We start from the raw sequence: 20,274 nt of genomic DNA, 5'->3' as shown, positions 1-20,274 counted from the left end.
AGCTATGACTATCAACATATTCAGGTCAAACCGATTAATGGCCGTATTGGCGCTGAGATTCAGGGTATTCAATTATCTTCGCAATTAGCGCAAGCGGTGATTCAGGAAATTAATCAGGCGCTATCTCCTGCCGTCAAATTAACACCTCAATGGTCTTTTTCTTCCAGACAAACTGATAATACAGGCCTTGTAAAATACACAGACTGACAAAGGCCAGCGCATAGGCATACCAGATGCCTTGTAATCCCCACCACTGACTGAACAGATAAGCACACGGCACTTCAATCAGCAAAATTGCCAGCACATTAATAATCATTGGCACCGTGACAGTCCCGCTGGCGCGCATAATCGAAGCGAAAATGGCACTGGCCCCAAAGAACAAAATTGACCACAATACAATAAACAGCAGCTGCTGGCCCAGCTCGACCACCTGCGGGTCGGTAATAAACAGCGCCATTAAATATTTCGAGAATAAATAGGCCAGCACCACTAGCATCCCGGTAATCATCAGGTTCATGCCCAAAGCAGTACGGGTGACTTTGGCCAGTAAATCGGACTTGCCAGCCCCAATCGCCTGCGCACCAAAAATAGAGGCGGCAATGGCAATCGACAGCGCCGGGAACTGAATATAGTTCAGCACCTGATTCACCGCACCATAGGCCGCTGTGGCTTCAGCGCCATAACGGTTGACCAGCCCGACAATCACCAGCCCCGCCACCGACGTGGTCACCATCTGAATGCCGGTCGGAATACCCAAACGTAAAATAATCTTGCTCAAGATCGGTTGATGGCGAATATTTTTCAGCAATTGCCAATCCGGTCGTAGCGGATGGTTTTTCTTGTTCAGATACACCGCCAGAAAAATCAGCACCGCCAGATAACCAATAATGGTGGCGATAGCCGGGGCAATAATCCCCAGACGCGGAAAACCAAAATAGCCGGCAATCAGCACCGGGGTAATAAACAGCCCGATCAGGCTGGTCATGCCTAAGGCAATTAAGGGGGTAATACTGTCGCCCACGCCGCGTAAAATGGAGGTGTAAATAATATAGACAAACAGCAGCGGGCTACCGGCCAGCATCCATTGCACATAGGGCAACGACAGATGCATCACCTGCGGATCGGTACCGAGCGCCAGCAGAATGGATTTGGCGAAAATCACGCCTAAAATGGCAATGATGGTGCCGCCAATCAGGGTCATAAACAGGGTCGAGCCGACCACACAGCGTACTTTTTCAATATTCTGCGCACCCCAGGCCTGCCCGACCAGCACGGTTGAACCGGCGGAAAGCCCGATCACAAAGGCCATCAAACAGAACAGAATCGGGAAGAATACCGCCACCGCTGCAATGGCATCGACACCCATCATCTGGCCAACAAAGACGGTGTTGATGGTGCCAGACAGGTTTTGCAGAATATTGGTGGCAATCAGCGGCAGCAGGAAAATCAGGAAGGTTTTCCAGAGCTTGTGTTGATTCACCAAAGGTTGATGCTGCGGCATGAGCAATCCTGTAACCAGTTTATGATCGTGTGTATGAATGGCTTTACCCTAGCATGAGCCTGTAGCAAAAAGCCTTAGCAATTGCGTAACTTAGCTGATCTTACGTACTCGTGTTAACAGGCCGAGAAAATTTCTGCGGCCCGATCCAGCGTTTCATCTTTTTTGGCAAAACAGACCCGAATCAGGCGTAAATCATCCGGCGGGGTCTGATAAAAAGCAGAAATCGGAATCGCCACAATCTTGTGCTGCTCGGCCAGATACTGGCACATCTGCAGATCATTTAAATCCGGGCGGATGGCGCGATAGTCCAGATTCTGGAAATAGGTGCCTTGCGCGGGAATCCACTGAAAACGGGAGTGCTGGATACCGGCCTGAAAGCGGTCGCGTTTGGCCTGATAGAACGCGGCCAGTTCAGCAATATGTTCCGGATGCTGTTGCATAAATTGTGCCAGCGCGACTTGCACCGGGGTCACACCACAGAAATTGGCAAACTGATAAACCTGCCGGAACAACTGCATCAAAGCCGGTGAAGCCATGCAATAACCGGTTTTCCAGCCGGTGACATGAAAAGTTTTACCAAAAGAACCAATCACAAAACTGCGCTCGTGCAGGGCCGGAAAATCAAGCGCTGAATAATGCTGCTGGCCGTCATAGACCAGATGTTCATAGACCTCATCGGACAGTACGACAATATTGCGATCCTGAATCAGCTCAATCAGGGTCTGCCAGTCCGCGGCTGACCACAGCGTACCGCTCGGGTTATGCGGAGTATTGACGATGATCATGCGGGTACGATCATGAATGGCATCTTTGACCTGATTCCAGTCGACCTGAAAATGGGGCGGCTGCAAGGCCAGATGGATAGCTTTCCCGCCGGCCAGTTGCACGGTGGGTGCATAACTGTCATAGCTGGGATCAAAAATAATCACTTCATCCCCGGCCTGCACTACTGCCTGAATGGCACAGAAAATGGCAATGGTCGCGCCGGCGGTAATGCTGATTTCGGTGTGAGGATCAAACGAACGGCCGGTCTGTTGCTGCTTTTGCCTGGCCAGCTGTTCTCTGAGCAATAACAGCCCATCGCCGGGTGGATACTGGTTCTGGCCCTCTCGTGTCGCCTGACACAGGGCCTCCAACAGGGCCGGTGGGGCCGGAAAATCGGGGAAACCCTGTGACACATTCAGGGCATTCAGGCGCTGGGCCAGGGTGGTCATGACACTAAAAATGGTCACACCAAGCGCAGGAAGTTTAGATTGAAGTTCAAGCATGACCATTGACTACCGTTATTGTATTATGTACATCGCATGATAAGCCGCCATCCGCCAGCAATTGAAGCAGTGGGCGAAAAAACTGAATTAAATCAATTCGACCAGCGCCCGGATAATCCCCAGTGCCAGACCAATAAAGGCCCCCACCACCACGCCATTGACCCGGATCATATGCAGGTCGCCGCCGACTTCGTTTTCAATTTTGCCAATCATCTCGCGTGAATCCCATTCATGAATCCGCTCACTAATAAAACGGATCACTTTTTCACTGTACTGGTCAGAGAGATTGACGGCGATGCCGCTCATTTTGTCATTTAGCAACTGGCGCACGGCGCCGTTACTGATAATGTTCTCACCGACCTGCTGAATGGCCACGCGCAGGTTTTCCGCAATACCGGAATCGGGTTTTTCCAGATCTGCCCGGATTGCATCACACAGAATCACCACTGCACCGCTAATAAAATTCAGCACTTGCGGACTGTCCAGCAAGGCATTTTTGGTCTGGTTCAGGCGTTGGCTGGCGGCACTGTCCTGATCGGCCAGCTGTTGCATCAGCTGATGTGCCATATCTTCCACTTTTTGTCGCCACGGATGATCGGGATCGGCCAGCATTGAATCGACCCGTTCCAGTAAAGAGTCGATGGTGCGCTGCTGTACATCAATACCAATCCAGCTGGCACCTCTGGCCAGACGCCACACGCCCAGTTCTTTAAACAGGGTGCGGGTCAGCTCGCGGGTTTCTTCCGGATGTTGCAGCATCCAGTCATGTGCCAGATCCAGCCCGCGTTGCAGTACATCCTGATGGAAATCATTTTCCAGCACCGCGCGCAGCATTTCACTGGCCAGATAATTGATGTCAGTATTTTTGACCCATTGCACGCTGTTGTTCTGGATAAAGCGGCCAATCTGTTTCTGCCCGACAAATTCAAAAATCTTCGGTACGGTCTGTTGAATCAGCTGGCTGACCTGCTGGTTGTTCTGTGGATTGGCCAGCCATTTACCCACGGCCAGCGATACATCGGTATTGTGCAGGCTGCGCTGTACAATTTGCGGTGACAGGAAATTTTCCTGAACAAAACGTCCCATCGATTCGGCAATACGGTCTTTGTTGCGCGGAATAATTTCAGTATGGTCCCGCAGAAACTTGGGAATGGGCAGCCGGCCAAAGGGATTACGAAACAGCACAGTAATCGCATACCAGTCAGCCAGCCCGCCGACCACGCCAGCTTCAGCCGACAGCATCAGAATATGAATCAGCCAGATATAGTCGGGCAGCAGTTTGGCCAGCACCATTAAACAGATCCAGGCCAGCACGGCCGTGATCAGGGCCATGGTGGCAAAACGCTTGCTGCGTTGCAGGTTTGGAGAAGTCGGTGCTGGCGCTGTCTGCATGCATGTTTCCCTAGTTTGAAGTGGCTACCGGTGGCTGTAACACCTGACCGCCTGGACTGAGCCCGTATTTTCCACCCAGTGACTGCAAGATCAGGCGAGCATCAAAGGCATCACTTGGGGCGCTTTTTTGATCTTTATAACATTGAATCGTATAGGAAACCTGAATCGGGTCAACATTAATGACCTGCGGGTAGTCATAAAATGGGTCAGGCCAGAAAGCCGGATGGCGACGATAATAGCCATAAGGATAAAAGCTCGGTGCCGGATAGACCACAGCCTGACGCGGTGGCTGCTGGCTGCGGTTACTTGGATCATCCAGCACTTTAAAGAAGGTATGGCCCTGTTGCAGCGTGGTTTGCGCAGCTTTGACCAGGGTAATTTCTTCGGCGGTGCCAAAGCTCATGTTGGGACGGGCCTGAAAACTGATGCGATAGGTCTGGCTGTTCAGCGGCGTCACCGAATATTGACCCAGCTGGTCAAAGGTCAGCGGCTTGGATGGTGTGGTGGCACAGCCGCCCAGCAGCAGACTGAGCCCGAGGCCTAAACCAAGAATTAGATGTTTCATGCTGTTCTCCTGTGAAGATACTGCAAGGGGAGAATGAACCGCGTTTTAATTAAAAACTGCTGTTCGGTTGGGTCAGGAACTCCAATTCTTCTGCGCTTGATTGGCGTCCCAATATTTGATTGCGATGTGGATAACGGCCAAAGCGCTCAATAATCACTTTATGTTTCAGTTCATAGCCCAACACGGTGGGGTCATTCAAACTTTCAAACAACGTTAATGCGACTTCGTGAATACGTTTGGATTCACTGTGCATAAACGGCATATATAGAAAACGACGTTCGGTTGGGTTTAAGTCCTGATCCAATTTTAAGTGAATCATTTCTTGTGCCAACACCAAGGCCATTCCATCTTGGGCAAAGGCACGCGGGTCATTACGGTATAAATTACGTGATAATTGATCTAAAACAATGATTTCAGCCAAACGACCTGCGGGTGTTTCGCGCCATGTCCATAGTTCTCCTTGTGCCGCTTGTTGCAGTACATCGGTAAATTTTTCTGCAAGCACGGCATCAAACTCTGCGCTTTTGACAAACCAGTTCGGTTCCGCAGCAGGAGAAAACCAAAAATCTAAAAAATCCTGATAATTCATACGCTTTATTATTTACCTCTGTTCTTTTGATTATAAAATCACAAATTTCACATGTCTTATAGAGCAACTTTGTGATAAAAAATTGCCAAAAATAAAGTTGTGGGTTTGTTTGAAAACTATACAGGATGTAATGTGCCGGCACTAAATCGCGTTATACTGATATAAACCGATGATTTTCTTTAGTAGTTTTTTGCGATAAGCGAGATTGTAATGAGTCAACCCGAATCGACCTCTCAAGATACTTTAACGACTTGGGTGGATTCTTCGCTACTGCGCGGCATGTTGCGCGGTATTGAGCGTGAAAGCCTGCGTATGCAAAGCAATGGATTTCTCTCTCAGGCAGCCCATCCGAAGGGCTTGGGTTCGGCACTGACTCATCCGCATATCACCACCGATTATTCCGAAGCATTAATGGAGTTTATTACTCCGCCGCAGGACAGTATTCCGGGTGCACTGAATTATTTAAGCGATATTCATGCCGTTGTGTATCGTCAGCTGGAACATGAAGAAAAACTCTGGCCACTGTCAATGCCGTGTATGCTGGATGATGCCGAAGAACGCATTCCGCTGGCGCAATATGGCAGCTCCAATATTGGCCGTTTCAAGACCTTATACCGTCATGGTTTGGGGGTACGCTATGGACGCCGGATGCAGACCATTTCCGGGGTGCATTATAATCTGTCTTTCCCGGATGCCTTATTTGAAGCGCTGCAACAACAAGAAAGCGATGAGGCACTCAAAAATCTGAGCCTGCAGGATTATCGCAGCCATCGCTATTTCGGTTTAATCCGTAATTTTATTCGCCTGACCCCACTGGTGATGCTGGTGGTCGGTGCCAGTCCATCGGTGTGTCAGTGTTTTATGACCGGCCGTGAACATCATTTGCTGCCACTGGTTCGCGGCACGCTGTTCCTGCCGTATGCCACCGCCTTGCGCATGGGCCGTTTTGGTTATCAGAATTCGGCGCAAAAACAGCTCGGGATTCACTATAACAACCTGAGTGGTTATTTAGAGGGTCTGCAAAAAGCCGTCAAAACCCCGTATCAGCCATTTAGCCGTTTGGGCCTGAATGATGCACAGGGTGAGCCGATTCAGATCAATGATCACGTGCTGCAAATTGAAAACGAATACTACAGTCTGGTGCGTCCGAAACAGGTGCCTCAGGCGGGTGAAACCCCATCGCAGGCGCTGGCCAATCGGGGTGTTGGCTATGTGGAGTTACGCGCAGTCGATGTCAATCCGTATAGCCCTATCGGGATTGATGAACACACCGCCGGCTTCCTGGAAGTGCTGGCATTGTACTGTCTGCTCAAAGACAGTCCGGCGTTATTGGATGATGAACAGGACATTATTGAGCGCAATCAGGCCGAAGTCGTGAATCGTGGCCGTGCGCCAAATGCCACCATTTTAGCAGATGGCCAGTCCTATCCGATTGAAGACTGGAGCCGTAGTCATGCTCAGGCCATGCAGCCTTTGGCTGAACTGCTGGATCAGGCCTATGCCACCACGCTATATAGTCAGGGTCTGGCGACCATGCTCGGCCGGATTGATGAAGTCGATGCGACGCTATCCGCGCAGGTGATTGAAGATACCTTACATCAGGGCGGCACCTGGAATTTTGGCAGCCATATGGCGCAGCAACATGCTGACGTCTATCAGGCGCATGTATTAAGCCCGGAAACGCTGGCCTATTTTGAAGAAATGGCCCAGCAATCATTGCAACAACAACAGCAACTTGAGCAGGAACAGACCTTGAGTTTTGAGCAGTTTCTGACTCAGTACCGATAAAAATAGAAAGAGGATTGACCATGCAATGGAGTTATCGCTTCGTGAGTGGTGTTTTGTTTTGTGCCAGTGTGGTGGGGATGGTCTTCGCCCTGTATCTTGAGCATGTGCAAGGTCTGGCGCCGTGTCCATTATGTGTTTTCCAGCGTGTCGGCCTGATTGGCCTGGGAATCATTTCCCTGATCGCGCTGCTCCACAACCCGCTTTCGGGGGCGTTTAAACGACTGTATGCCTTTTTGGGCAGCTTAAGCATTTTATGGTCGGCCGGTGTTGCCGCACGGCATGTCTGGCTGCAAAACCTGCCGCCAGATCAGGTGCCAAGCTGTGGTCCGGGGCTGGATTATCTGGTCGATGCCTTGCCAATGAAAGCCGTGCTGCAACAGGTGCTGTCCGGTTCTGGTGAATGTGCAGTGATTGACTGGACTTTTCTGGGTCAATCCTTGCCGGTCTGGTCGTTAGTGTTCTTTATTGTGCTAACGATTATTAGTATCTGGCAGTTAATCCGTACCTATCCCTATACTGCGGCCAAAACCAAGCCGGTAAAAAAGAAATAATATTGTCTCCAGATCAATAACAAACAGGAGGGCGATGACCCTCCTGTTTTAATTGTAGCGCATCAATTTTTAAGTCAGGGCAATGCCTTCAATACTTTCTAAATTGACAATATATTCACGTACCTGTTCATTGACCCGGTCATCATTTTCCGGATAAAACCATTTCACAATCTGCTCGGCCACGCTGGAATGGTACTGAATTTCCATATGATTTAGACCATAAAATACCGCCTTATGCGATTCTGGCAGTTTGAGCTGAAAACGCGGGTTCGGATGTTCACCCAGCGCACTTTTGACACTGACCAGATAATCGCCAATCACTTTGCGGGTGCGGTTGCGCTTGTTTTCATATTCAATGGTGCCGGCCACCAAAAAGGCATTGATATGCGAGGGAAACGGCGCCGGTTTGCGGTTATCATCAATTTCACCAATTCGCGCTTCATTGTGTTCCCAGTCATCATCGCGCACGCTGCCATAACGTAAATCCAGAATGCCGTTACTGCGGATATTCACCACATGCCCGACAATTTTCATAAACGGGAAACGCCCCAGTTTGTCCTGCAAGTGAAAGCCGAAACGCTCCAGCGCTGCACCATGATGCGGCGAACCCAGACAGACCAGGTTATCGACCATATGAATCCACTCATGTAAATCCTGCTTGCCATAAAACAGGGCACTGCGTGACACCAGCCCGCCCATGCTATGTCCAATCAGGCTGATGCTGGTGATATTCGGATGGCGCTGAATCAGATCTTCCAGGGTATTGGCCAGACTGTGACCATTGGCGGAAATACGCCGTCCGGTATTGTAATTTAAATACAGCATGGTGTTGCGCTGGCGCTGTGCCAGCAGTTTTTCGCCAATACCACCATATTGCTGATGTGACCAGTCCAGATGGTTCATACACAGGCCATGCACAAACAGAATCACCTGTCCGGTCAGCTCGCCTTTTTGCACACTGCCGTAGTGGTCATAAATGGTCATTGGCAGTGCCAGCGGATTTTGCTGATTCAGCAAATAATCACCCAGCACCCCATTTAAAATACCGACCAGCACATGCATATACGGTGTCAGCGGCTTGTCATGCAGGCGCGGAAAACGATCAATTACCTGACGCAGACTGGGCGCCAGCAGGTAGTTGCTATAGTTTTGCAAGGTATCAAAGGACAGGCTGTACAGCTTGCGAATGGGCGACATATTCTGAAATTTTCGGGAGTGCTGTTCACTCATGCCAAACAGGCTCGGCAAGACCTCACGCTGAATGGTCTGCACCAGCTCTTTGACCACCTGATGCACCGGCATACTCAACAGCTGCGCCAGACCTTCCAGTAAATCGGCCTGGCTGGGCGGTGTGGTGTCCCATTTACAATAAGTTTCATGCAATGGTGTTAAACTTGGCATGTGCTACTGCCCCCTAACAATAGTGTCGCGGCTACTTTCTTTTTCGTTGGCTTCACGGTATAAATTTCTAAGCTTAATTTTATATCATTCATCCCGAACAACTTTTACAATAGCGAGGATGACGCTCCAGTTTTAATTTTTTTGTCTAACAATTATTTGTGACATACAAATTAAAACATGAATGTGATCAAAGTCTCAAAAAAGTAAATACAACAATGAACATGGATAACATCCGATTAGCACAATGAATTTAATTTATTTGCATGGTTTCAGGAGCAATCCCTTTTCTGCCAAAGGCCAGCTGTTGCGGCAAGCGCTGGCACAGCGGAGTGACATTCAGGTGCATCTGCCCGATCTGAATGCGCCGCCACGCGAGGTAATGCAGCACTTATCTGCACTGATTGAGCAGCTGGATCAGGTAGCGCTGGTCGGCAGCAGTCTGGGTGGCTTCTATGCGACACAACTGGTCGCACGCTATGCGGTTCCGGCTGTGCTGATTAATCCGGCTATGCGACCATGGCAGTTGTTTCAGGAACTGTTCGGCGATGCACAGATTCCGCTAAAAGTGCATGAACACTGGACGCTGGAGCGGCTACATTTACAGCAACTGGAACAGATGGCAGTGCCTTTTGTTGAAAAGGCAGACAAAATTTTAGTGTTATTGCAGCAAGGCGATGAAGTTTTGGATTATCGTGACGCACAGCGTTATTATAGCCAGGCCCAGCATAGCTCTCTGATCATGACCGAAACCCGCGGCAATCATGGGATGGACAACTTTGCGCTAAAAATACCTATGCTGCTGCAGTTTTTATCGGATTCCCTAAAATAAGGAAACAGTACAACGTGTCTCAATATACGGCTCAATCTCTTGAAGTTTTATCTGGTCTCGATCCGGTCCGTCGCCGTCCGGGTATGTATACCGACACCTCGCGTCCGAACCATTTGGCGCAGGAAGTGATTGATAATGCTGTCGATGAGGCACTGGCCGGACACGCCACCAAAGTTAGCGTGACCGTGTATAAAGATGGCTCGCTGGCAGTAGAAGACAATGGCCGCGGGATGCCGGTGGATATTCACCCGGAATATGGCCAGAGCGGAATTGAAATTATTCTGACCAAGCTGCATGCCGGCGGCAAGTTCAGTACCGATAACTACCAGTTTTCCGGTGGTCTGCACGGGGTCGGGATTTCTGTGGTAAATGCCTTGTCGACCCGGGTAGAAGTCGATGTACAGCGTCAGGGCAATCTCTACAAAATGGCTTTTGAGCAGGGCGAAGCCACTGGACCACTAGAAGTGCTGGAAGGTAAAGCGCCAAAACGTGCGTCAGGCACCTTGGTGCGTTTCTGGCCGGAAGCCAAATATTTCGATTCGCCAAAATTTGCCTTAAAAGCCTTAAAACATAATTTAAAAGCCAAAGCGGTTTTGGCGGCTGGCCTGCAAATCAATTATATCGACCAGATTAATGATGAAAAAATCACCTGGCAGTTTGAAAATGGCCTGGTCGATTATTTAATGGATGAACTGGAAGACCGCGAGATTATTCCGGCGCCGGCCTTTGTCTCTTCAGGCAATGCAGAACGCGCCAGCGCAGAGTTTGCGATTTGCTGGAATGTTGAAGGCGGTGAAAGCATTCAGGAATCTTACGTCAACCTGATTCCGACCGCGCAGGGCGGTACCCATGTCAATGGTTTGCGTTCCGGTATCACCGATGCCATGCGCGAGTTCTGTGAGCTGCGTAACCTGTTGCCGCGTAACTTGAAACTCTCGGCCGAAGATGTCTGGGATGGAGTGAACTATATCCTGTCGCTAAAATTCCAGGAGCCACAATTCTCCGGTCAGACCAAAGAGCGTCTGTCGAGCCGTGAAGCGTCCGGAATTGTGCAGAATATTGCCAAAGATGCCTTTGCCTTATGGCTGCATCAGAATTCAGATATAGCGCTGCAACTGGCAGAAATGGCCATCTCCAAGGCCGGTCGCCGTTTAAAAGCAGCCAAAAAAGTCGAGCGTAAAAAGATTGTGTCGGGTCCGGCTCTGCCAGGCAAGCTGGCCGACTGTGTCGGTCTGACCCGTGAAGAATCGGAACTGTTTATTGTCGAAGGGGATTCTGCGGGCGGTTCGGCCAAGCAGGCACGTGACAAGAATTTCCAGGCCATCATGCCGATTCGCGGTAAAATTTTAAATACCTGGGAAGTGTCTTCTGATGAGGTGCTGGGCTCTCAGGAAGTGCATGATATTGCCATTGCGATTGGGGTTGATCCGGGTTCAGATGACTTGTCTGAACTGCGTTATGGCAAAATCTGTATTCTGGCCGATGCCGACTCCGATGGTCTGCATATTGCCACCTTGCTCTGTGCGCTTTTTGTCAAACATTTCCCGGCTTTGGTAGAAGAAGGGCATTTATTTGTGGCCATGCCGCCATTATTCCGGATTGATGACAATAAAGATGTACATTACGCACTGGATGAAGATGAGCTCAACGGCATTTTAAATAAATGCAAAAGCAAAAATCCGCAAATCACCCGCTTTAAAGGCTTGGGTGAAATGAACGCCAGCCAGCTGCGTGAAACCACCATGGACCCGGATACACGCCGTCTGGTGCAACTGGATCTGGATGATATTCATGTCACTGCCGGTTTGCTGGATAAACTGCTGGCCAAAAAACGCTCCGCAGACCGGAAGCAGTGGCTAGAGCAAAAAGGCAATCTGGCCGATCTGGTGGTTTAAAACCCTAAAATTTCATCATTTTAGAAAACCTGCCCGTCTTGGTGCAGGTTTTTTTATGTCGCTGATTTTTTCTCCAAAATGAGGCAATCCGGCTGGATAGGGTTGCACTTTTTTTGTTCACTTTTGCGCCTCCTTAGCCTTCAATATCTCTAAAAACTCTAGAGCGCACTCTGCTTGGGTGTATGTGGTGCTGATCAGTGCAGCGTAGCTGAAGGGCTATGCTTCATTTTTTATATTAATATAAGTAACTAATTTTTATGATTTAAATCTTACTTGTCCCGTCTAGATCTGCCTGTCAGTTTTGCGTTTGGCATAGAAATTGAATTATCCGCTGCAGTCATAGAACAACAGGCACCGTGTTCAGGTGCTGCATAAGTGTGGAGAAATTCATGAAGTTCCAGCGCAATCTGTTTTCAAAAAGTATGTTAGTGGCCAGCATGGCCGGGGTTGTGGTGCTCAGCGGCTGCTCAAAATCGACCGAAAGTAGCGACAGTGCCAGCACAGCCCAGCCAGCGGCCAGCACCGGTGAAACCATTAAAGTCGGCATCCTGCATTCCTTGTCCGGCACCATGGCCATTTCAGAAACCTCGCTGAAAGATACCGCGCTAATGGCAATCAATGAAATTAATGCCAATGGCGGGGTGCTGGGCAAAAAGCTGGAACCGGTGGTGGTTGATCCGGCCTCTGACTGGCCACTGTTTGCAGAGCAGGCGCGCCAGCTGATTACTCAGGATAAGGTCGCGGTCATTTTTGGTGCGTGGACTTCAGTATCACGTAAATCGGTACTGCCGGTGGTGGAAGAGCTGAATGGTCTGCTGTTCTATCCGGTGCAATATGAGGGTCAGGAACAGTCGAAAAATATTTTCTATACCGGCGCAGCACCTAACCAGCAGGCGATTCCGGCAGTGGAATATCTGATGAGTGAAGAGGGCGGTCAGGCCGAACGTTTTGTGCTGCTGGGAACGGATTATGTCTATCCACGGACCACCAACCAGATTCTGCGTGCTTTCCTGAAATCAAAAGGCATTGCTGATGCGGACATTATGGAAGAGTACACCCCGTTTGGGCACAGTAACTATCAGACCATTGTCAGCAATATTAAAAAATTCTCGGCTGGGAAAAAGACTGCGGTCATTTCCACCATCAATGGCGATTCCAATGTGCCGTTCTACCGTGAACTGGGCAATCAGGGCATCAAAGCTTCTGATATTCCGGTGATGGCGTTCTCGGTGGGTGAAGAAGAATTACGCGGTATTGATACCAAGCCACTGGTCGGGCACTTGGCATCGTGGAACTACTTTATGTCGGTAAAAAATCCGGTCAATACCGAATTCACCAACAAAATGAAGCAGTACGCAGTCGATTATAAACTGCCAAATGCCAACAAGCTGGTGACCAATGACCCGATGGAAGCGACCTATGTCGGCATCAATATGTGGAAGCAGGCGGTAGAAAAAGCCGGCACTACCGAGGTGGATCAAGTCCGTGCAGCCATGGCTGGTCAGGAATTTAAAGCACCCTCTGGTTATACCTTAAAAATGGATGCGTCAAACCATCACTTGCATAAGCCGGTCATGATCGGGCAAATCCGTGCCGATGGCCAGTTTGATATTGTTTATAAAACCCCGCAAACCCTACAGGCAGAACCTTGGAGTCCTTACCTTCCGAAGTAAGTTTGACATCACGCCTGCTGCTTCGGCAGCAGGTTTTTTTTTCGATTTCTCTGCCTTCTTATAAAAAAGAGGACACACAATAGGGGGATATAAAATGAATATTCGCGTGAATATCGCCGCTATTTTTCTGATTTTTGCCCAAGTTTTATCGATACAGCTGGCTCAGGCCGAACAGCCGCAAACACAGACAGCCGTTGCTGTGACACAGGCCGATGCCATCCAGCAATTTGTGCAAGGTGATTTCGCCAGCCGCCGTGCCTTACTGAACCAGTGGCCCGGCAGCCTCGAACAGCTGGATCAGCTTGCACAATATGTTGAACAGCAGCAGCTCTATAGCGGCGCCAATGGTCAAACCTATATTCTGGAATCGGATGAGCGTTTACTGCATTATCCGGCGCTGGAGCTGGTTAGCGACTGGCCAAGTGATCTGGCGCAGGTCACGCTGGTGAATACCTTGCAGAAAGCGCTGACCTTTGCACTGGCGCAGTCGAAAATGCAATCGGAAGATGCGGCTGAGCGCCTTGAAGCTGTCGATATTTATGAGAGCAATCTGTCTGAATTACAGCTGGCGCAGATCAATCGCCTGTATTTACAGGAACGGAATAATAAGGTGAAGGCGCGTCTGGCCCAGCTCAAAGCACGGCTGGATTATCAGCAGCCAGATGTGCTGGTGAAAATTCAGGCCGCCCAGGTACTGGCCGATTCCAACCGTCCCGATGTACTGGCCATGGTGGAGCAGGAGCTGCAACAGCCGAATCTGAATCCGGAACTGAAAGCCGTGTTGCTGGAGGCCAAAAGCGCCATTCAGACCCGCTTACAGGCCAGTGAATGGGCCGGGCATCTATTTTCCGGGCTCAGTACCGCCAGTATTTTGCTGCTGGCGGCGTTAGGTCTGGCCATCACCTATGGTCTGCTTGGCATTATTAATATGGCGCATGGCGAGCTGATCATGATTGGCGCTTATACCACCTATGTGGTGCAAAGCCTGTTTAAAAGCCATTTTGGCAGTTATCTGGACTGGTACCTGATCGTGGCGATTCCGGCAGCCTTTCTGGTCAGCGCTTTAATTGGCATGCTGATTGAACGCACGGTAATTCGTCCGCTCTATGGCCGTCAGCTGGAAACCCTGCTGGCCACCTTTGGAGTCAGCCTGATTTTAATGCAATTGGTGCGGATGATCTTTGGCGCGCAAAACGTGGAGGTGTCCAATATTGCCTGGCTGTCTGGTGGCATTTCCATTAGCCCGAGCCTGATGCTGCCGTATAACCGCATCGCAATTATTGTCTTTACCATCGCTGTGCTGTTATTGCTGGTGTACTTACTCAATAAAACCCGTTTTGGCCTGTTTGTGCGGGCTGTAACGCAAAACCGTCAGATGGCGCGTGCCGTCGGAATTCGTTCCAGCCGTATCGACATGATGGCCTTTGGTCTGGGTTCAGGTCTGGCTGGACTGGCCGGTTGTGCCTTGGCGCAGGTCGGGAACGTTGGCCCGGATTTGGGTCAGAACTACATTATTGATGCCTTTTTGGTGGTGGTAGTCGGTGGGGTTGGTCAGGTCTGGGGTGCGGTACTGGCAGCACTGGGTCTGGGCATTAGCGGGACTGCGCTGGAAATTGGCATGGGTGCAGTACTGGCCAAAATTATTCTTCTGGTTCTTGTGATTTTGTTTATTCAAAAACGCCCACAAGGTCTGTTTGCCATCAAAGGCCGTTTTGTGGAGTAAGCGCATGAAGATCACACATTTACTTTCCGATAAACCCTATAGCGGGGCAGCCATTGCCGCCTGTTTTGCGATTTTACTGCTGTTGCCGTGGCTGCATCTGTTGCCGAGTGATTCGGCACTGCATCTGTCGGCTTATTGGGTCACCCTGATTGGCAAAATCATGTGTCTGGCGCTGGTGGCTTTGGCTCTGGATCTGGTCTGGGGCTATGCCGGTATTTTAAGTCTGGGCCATGGCCTGTACTTTGCTCTAGGCGGCTATGCGTTTGGCATGTACCTGATGCGCCAATCCGCGGGCGATGGCTTGCCAGACTTTATGCGTTTCTTAAGCTGGACCGAATTACCGTGGTTCTGGGTCGGCACGGAACATTTCCTCTGGGCGCTTGCACTTGTTGTTTTAGTGCCGGGCATCATTGCCTTTGTGTTTGGCTTCTTTGCTTTTCGCTCCAAAATCAAGGGCGTGTATTTCTCGATTATCACCCAGGCCATGACCTTTGCTGCCGCACTACTGTTTTTCCGTAATGAAACCGGTTTCGGCGGCAACAATGGTTTTACCGGCTTTAAAACTATTTTGGGCATGGATATTACCTCGGCACCGATGCGGGCCAGCCTGTGTTTTATCACCGCGCTGGTGCTTCTGCTGTGCTTTATCGGGTTGCGTCATCTGATGAATCAGCCTTATCGCCGTGTGCTGGGTGCGATTCGTGACAGTGAAAACCGTCTGCAATATCTGGGCTATCGCACGCTGTGGTACAAGCTGTCGGCCTGGGTGCTGTCTGCGGTGATCGCGGGTATTGCCGGGGCGCTGTATGTGCCACAAGCCGGTATCATCAACCCGAGTGAAATGAACCCGGTCAACTCAATTGAAATGGCGGTCTGGGTCGCAGCGGGTGGTCGTGGCACCTTAATTGGGCCTTTGCTCGGCGCGGGTGTGATTAACGCGGCCAAAACCTATTTCACCGCTGCTTCCCCAGAGGCGTGGTTACTGATTTTAGGGGCGCTGTTTATTGTGGTGACCATCTTCCTGCCGAAAGGGATTATTGGTCTGTTTGACCGTTTTAAAAAGGAGCGGAGCGAATGAGTGAACTGTTGCAAGCTCATGGTGGCCATGCTGCTGAAGGTTATGGCCGCCCCAAGGAACAGGGCGCAGATTTTAGCCACGGTATTGCACTGTATTTGGAAAAAGTCAGTGTCTGGTTTGATGCCTTTCGCGCCTTAAACGACTTGTCTTTGTATATCGAAGAAGGGGAATTACGTTGCATCATTGGACCCAATGGTGCCGGTAAAACCACGTTAATGGATGTGATTACCGGTAAAACTCGTCCAACGGAAGGCAGTGCCTTTTTTGGCCAGACCTATGATCTAGCCAAGATGAGCACCGAACAGATTGCCGAGGCCGGAATTGGACGCAAGTTCCAGAAACCCACGGTATTTGAAAATTTTACCGTGATGGAAAACCTGCTGCTGGCCGCGCCGAAAGATAAACGGGTGAAAAAGAGTTTCTTTAGCAAGCTCGATCCGGATGCCCAACAGGCGCTGGAGGAATCGCTGGCGCAAATCCGCTTACAGGAATTGGTGCATAAACCGGCCGGATTGCTGTCGCATGGCCAAAAGCAGTGGCTGGAAATTGGCATGTTGCTGATGCAGCGCCCGAAGCTGATTTTGCTGGATGAACCAGTGGCAGGTATGACCGATGCCGAAACTGAACGCACCGCAGAGCTATGTCTGGAGCTGAAGAAAAATCATACCTTGATTGTGGTCGAGCATGACATGAGCTTTATTGACACCATCAGTGAAAAAGTCACGGTGCTGGCACAGGGTGCCATTCTGGCAGAGGGTACATTGGCCGAAGTTCAGGCCAATGAAGATGTGATTGAAAAATATTTGGGACGTTAAGGAGACCGCGATGCTAGAAGTCAAAGACGTCAATCAGTTTTATGGGGGCAGTCATATCCTGCGCGATGTATCGTTTCAGGCTCCGGTCGGCGCATGTTCAGTGGTGCTGGGGCGTAATGGCGTGGGCAAAACCACCTTGCTGAAATGCTTGATGGGCATTTTGCCGATTAAGTCCGGGCAGATTCTGCTGGATGGCAAAGATATTTCTAAGCTCAGTCCGGAGCAGCGCGTGCGTGAAGGTTTGGCCTATGTGCCGCAAGGCCGCGATATTTTTTCAACCTTAACGGTCGAGGAAAATATCCTGATTGGGATGGCGAAATTTAAAGGCGCGAAAACCCGGAAAGTGCCGGAACATCTGTACGAGATTTTTCCGGTTCTGGATGAAATGAAGCAGCGCCGCGGCGGAGATTTATCCGGTGGTCAGCAGCAGCAATTGGCAATTGCCCGCGCGCTGGCTTCTGAACCGAAGGTATTAATTCTGGATGAGCCAACCGAGGGTATTCAGCCGTCGATTATTAAAGATATTGGCCGGGTGATTCGTAAACTGGCTGATAGTGGCGAAATAGCAATTGTGCTGGTCGAGCAGTTCTATGATTTTGCCGAAGAGCTGGCCGATGGCTATACCGTGATGGCGCGTGGCCAGGTGATTGCACAAGGTGCCGGCAGGGAAATGCCGGAGAAAGGGATTCGGGAGTTAGTAGCGATTTAATTTCCCTCTCTCAAAGGGAGGTTGGAGGGATTTAACAAGTCAAAGCCTCCCTGAGCAAGAGATCAGCACGGCTTGATCTTGCAGCGCAAGAAGGGAGGTTTGGAGGCTTTAATTTCACCTCTCCCTGTCTCCGAAAAGGAGAGGGAAATTGTCATTCAATTTCCGTATTTTCATTCCATAAAAAATACCCACCATACTGACTGGATCTGAACTCACCCCCACTACTTTTACCCTGTTCAGTTAAAAAGTGTTTGCCATTTTCGTTTAAGGTCAGGAAGCCTTTTGTGGTTAATTTCTCCAGTATATCTGCGGTTTTCAGCTTATGTTTTGCAGCCAGTTTGGAAGTGGTGAGTTTGGTCAGTGTTGAGCTTTCTTCGCCACGCTCTGCTTCGGCCACCACAGCATCTGCTTTCACTTCATCGAGGCTAATGCGGACTTCATCACTAATCCGAATAATGCGCTGCGCTTCTTCATAGGCATCTTTAAATACTTCATCATCTTCGTATTTGCGAACCAGAATTCCCATTTCATTGTTATTAATCTGGCTGAATTCATATAAATTCAGGCTGGAAATAATACATTCCGATTCATTCAGATAGCATTTTGCATGCAGGTTCTTGCAGAAGCTTAAGCGGACATAATCCAGTTTTTGCAACCATTTGATTTCCTCTGGATGCAGATCGCTTTTGCCATACACAATACGGATGTCAATTTTGAGCCGATCTTTATCTTCGAGTAATTCTTTAATCCGGTCATTGAGGCGTAAATAGGGGCTAATCAGAATTAAACGCTCTTTGGCATTCTTAATCAGTTCTTCTAGAAAAAAGTTGGTTGCACTGGTGTTTAAAAACTTGGCCATAAAAATCCCCGTGTCATTCTTATTGATGGCTTAGATCATAGTCTAAGTATAGGTAAAAATTAAACAAAAAAAAGAGCACTGAAATCAGTGCTCTTTTAGATGGATGCTGAGCGTTTAGCTAAAGAACCAGTATACGAACAGCGCAATAATGAAGGTACACAGGATGTTTAATACTATCCCGACACTCATCATTTCACGCTGTCTGATATGACCGGACCCAAACACAATTGCATTTGGCGGTGTTGCTACAGGCAACATAAAGGCACACGATGCACCAATACCAATAATAATCACCAGAATTTCTTTTGGCATACCCATCTGGTCGGCAATGGCGGCAAAGACCGGTACCAACAGTGCAGCAGAAGCGGTGTTACTGGTAAATTCAGTCAGGAAAATAATGAAAATGGTCACCACAAAAATAATCACCAGCGGTGATGCCGTACCAAATACATCCGCAACGGTTTGACCCAGCACCAGCGATGCACCTGAATCTTTTAACATCGCACTTAAGGTTAAACCACCACCAAACAGCAGTAATACACCCCAGTCGGTATTTTCAGAAACCTGTTTCCAAGTGGCTGTACCTAAAATCACCACCAGACAGGCGGCGACCAGCGCGGTCCAGGTATCCGGAGATGAAATACCAAAGTTCTCGCTGAGTTTTTTGCCAAAAATCCAGGCAATTGCGGTACAGATAAACAGAATCATGGTCGCGATACGGGTTCGGTTCCATGGAATTACTTCTGTTTCAAAATGAATTTTCTGGTTCAGTTTCGGACGCAACACCAGATATAAACTGACCAACATGGCTGGCAGTAAAATCAGCATCATCGGCAAACCGATTTTCATCCAGTCGGCGAAGTCATAGTCCAGTGCTTTGGCAGCAATCGCATTCGGTGGTGAACCCACCAGCGTTCCTAAGCCGCCAATACTGGCCGAATAGGCAATCCCGAGCAGAATAAAGACGAAGGTAGAGCGCTCTTTGGTTGAATCCAGGTGCGACAGCAGACCCAAAGCCAGCGGGAGCATCATCGCTGCGGTGGCGGTATTGGAAATCCACATCGACAGTGCAGCTGTGACGGCGAAAATGGCCAGCACCGAAATCCCCAAATGCCCGCCAGACATGGAAATAATCCACATCGCAATTTTACGGTCCAGTTTCTGGATATGCAGGGCAGTGGCCAAGGCAAAACCACCAAAGAACAGGAAAATGACCGGGTCAGCAAAAGTCCGCAGCGCCTGCGTGGTGGTCATCGGTACCAGTTCTTTGCTGGCATTTTCAATCGGCATGCCAAGCGCTACGGCCAGCACCGGCACCAGCAGCGCGGTAATGGTGATATGCACCGCTTCAGTCAGCCATAAAATCCCGATAAACAGCAGCAGGCTCAGGCCTTTATTGGCATAATCATCATAGGGCAAAATATGGTAAAAGCCCCAAGAAAGCAGGGCGGCAATGACAATAATAATCCAGCCTTTGACAATGCCTTTCGGCGCGGCCTCGACCGGTGGTTTTAACGTATCTGTATTCATATACGATCCTTTTATAGATTTATAGGAATTAGAGTAATCGGCCTATTATTTAATATTTTTCAAGCAGGGGGGCAAAGTATAAATTGATTATTTTGCAGCTAAGAGAAG

The 20,274-nt window shown here is 49.5% G+C and carries 17 protein-coding genes; 9 read left to right on the top strand and 8 right to left on the bottom strand.

What is annotated here, in order from left to right; all coding sequences use genetic code 11:
• Positions 1 to 133: 133 nt before the first annotated feature.
• From F905_RS11540 to F905_RS11520, 5 genes are all read right to left on the bottom strand, one after another.
• Complete coding sequence (locus F905_RS11540) at positions 134 to 1,501, bottom strand: MATE family efflux transporter (RefSeq protein ID WP_005180888.1); 1,368 nt, start codon at positions 1,499 to 1,501, stop codon at positions 134 to 136.
• Positions 1,502 to 1,614: 113 nt separating this feature from the next.
• Positions 1,615 to 2,769 carry a methionine aminotransferase gene (locus F905_RS11535; protein ID WP_005180884.1) on the bottom strand — a complete coding sequence of 385 codons (1,155 nt, stop codon included), beginning with the start codon at positions 2,767 to 2,769 and terminating at the stop codon, positions 1,615 to 1,617.
• An 87-nt stretch (positions 2,770 to 2,856) separates the two neighbouring features.
• A complete protein-coding gene (locus tag F905_RS11530) occupies positions 2,857 to 4,161 on the bottom strand; it encodes a DUF445 domain-containing protein (RefSeq protein ID WP_005180883.1) in 1,305 nt (434 codons plus the stop codon).
• 10 nt (positions 4,162 to 4,171) lie between these two features.
• Positions 4,172 to 4,726 (bottom strand): CC0125/CC1285 family lipoprotein, encoded by a 555-nt coding sequence (locus F905_RS11525; protein WP_005180882.1) that lies wholly within the window; start codon positions 4,724 to 4,726, stop codon positions 4,172 to 4,174.
• Positions 4,727 to 4,775: 49 nt separating this feature from the next.
• Positions 4,776 to 5,315, bottom strand: coding sequence for a DUF924 family protein (locus F905_RS11520; protein WP_005180881.1), 540 nt, complete (start codon positions 5,313 to 5,315; stop codon positions 4,776 to 4,778).
• Positions 5,316 to 5,525: 210 nt separating this feature from the next.
• Here F905_RS11520 and gshA point away from each other — a divergent pair, with 210 nt between their 5' ends.
• Together gshA and F905_RS11510 are read left to right on the top strand one after the other, a co-directional pair.
• The gene (gene gshA, locus F905_RS11515; protein WP_005180880.1) at positions 5,526 to 7,103 is read left to right on the top strand and encodes a glutamate--cysteine ligase; all 1,578 of its coding nucleotides are present in this window, start codon (positions 5,526 to 5,528) and stop codon (positions 7,101 to 7,103) included.
• Positions 7,104 to 7,123: 20 nt separating this feature from the next.
• Positions 7,124 to 7,654, top strand: a complete 531-nt coding sequence (locus F905_RS11510) for a disulfide bond formation protein B (RefSeq protein ID WP_005180879.1) — start codon at positions 7,124 to 7,126, stop codon at positions 7,652 to 7,654.
• 69 nt (positions 7,655 to 7,723) lie between these two features.
• Here F905_RS11510 and F905_RS11505 read toward each other — a convergent pair whose 3' ends face one another.
• Positions 7,724 to 9,055, bottom strand: a complete 1,332-nt coding sequence (locus tag F905_RS11505; protein ID WP_005180878.1) for a PGAP1-like alpha/beta domain-containing protein — start codon at positions 9,053 to 9,055, stop codon at positions 7,724 to 7,726.
• 244 nt (positions 9,056 to 9,299) lie between these two features.
• Between F905_RS11505 and F905_RS11500 the strand changes: the two genes are divergently transcribed.
• From F905_RS11500 to urtE, 7 genes are all read left to right on the top strand, one after another.
• Positions 9,300 to 9,884 (top strand): YqiA/YcfP family alpha/beta fold hydrolase, encoded by a 585-nt coding sequence (locus F905_RS11500; protein ID WP_005180877.1) that lies wholly within the window; start codon positions 9,300 to 9,302, stop codon positions 9,882 to 9,884.
• Positions 9,885 to 9,898: 14 nt separating this feature from the next.
• The gene (parE, locus tag F905_RS11495; protein WP_005180875.1) at positions 9,899 to 11,779 is read left to right on the top strand and encodes a DNA topoisomerase IV subunit B; all 1,881 of its coding nucleotides are present in this window, start codon (positions 9,899 to 9,901) and stop codon (positions 11,777 to 11,779) included.
• Positions 11,780 to 12,168: 389 nt separating this feature from the next.
• The gene (gene urtA / locus F905_RS11490; protein WP_005180872.1) at positions 12,169 to 13,452 is read left to right on the top strand and encodes an urea ABC transporter substrate-binding protein; all 1,284 of its coding nucleotides are present in this window, start codon (positions 12,169 to 12,171) and stop codon (positions 13,450 to 13,452) included.
• Positions 13,453 to 13,546: 94 nt separating this feature from the next.
• On the top strand, positions 13,547 to 15,175 hold the full coding sequence (gene urtB, locus F905_RS11485; RefSeq protein ID WP_005180871.1) for an urea ABC transporter permease subunit UrtB: 1,629 nt from the start codon (positions 13,547 to 13,549) through the stop codon (positions 15,173 to 15,175).
• Between the two features lie 4 nt (positions 15,176 to 15,179).
• Positions 15,180 to 16,253: an urea ABC transporter permease subunit UrtC gene (gene urtC, locus F905_RS11480; RefSeq protein ID WP_005180870.1), complete on the top strand. Its 1,074-nt coding sequence runs from the start codon at positions 15,180 to 15,182 to the stop codon at positions 16,251 to 16,253.
• The gene (gene urtD, locus F905_RS11475) at positions 16,250 to 17,068 is read left to right on the top strand and encodes an urea ABC transporter ATP-binding protein UrtD (RefSeq protein WP_005180868.1); all 819 of its coding nucleotides are present in this window, start codon (positions 16,250 to 16,252) and stop codon (positions 17,066 to 17,068) included. The genes urtC and urtD overlap by 4 nt, the downstream gene beginning before the upstream one ends.
• A gap of 10 nt (positions 17,069 to 17,078) precedes the next feature.
• On the top strand, positions 17,079 to 17,777 hold the full coding sequence (gene urtE / locus F905_RS11470; RefSeq protein WP_005180865.1) for an urea ABC transporter ATP-binding subunit UrtE: 699 nt from the start codon (positions 17,079 to 17,081) through the stop codon (positions 17,775 to 17,777).
• Positions 17,778 to 17,928: 151 nt separating this feature from the next.
• Here urtE and F905_RS11465 read toward each other — a convergent pair whose 3' ends face one another.
• Positions 17,929 to 18,636: a phospholipase D family protein gene (locus F905_RS11465; protein WP_005180864.1), complete on the bottom strand. Its 708-nt coding sequence runs from the start codon at positions 18,634 to 18,636 to the stop codon at positions 17,929 to 17,931.
• A 114-nt stretch (positions 18,637 to 18,750) separates the two neighbouring features.
• Positions 18,751 to 20,166 (bottom strand): SLC13 family permease, encoded by a 1,416-nt coding sequence (locus F905_RS11460; RefSeq protein WP_005180862.1) that lies wholly within the window; start codon positions 20,164 to 20,166, stop codon positions 18,751 to 18,753.
• Positions 20,167 to 20,274 lie beyond the last annotated feature (108 nt).

This window comes from Acinetobacter sp. CIP 53.82, assembly GCF_000369465.1.
Lineage (GTDB): Bacteria > Pseudomonadota > Gammaproteobacteria > Pseudomonadales > Moraxellaceae > Acinetobacter > Acinetobacter indicus.
This window is presented reverse-complemented; position numbering and strand designations above follow the sequence as displayed.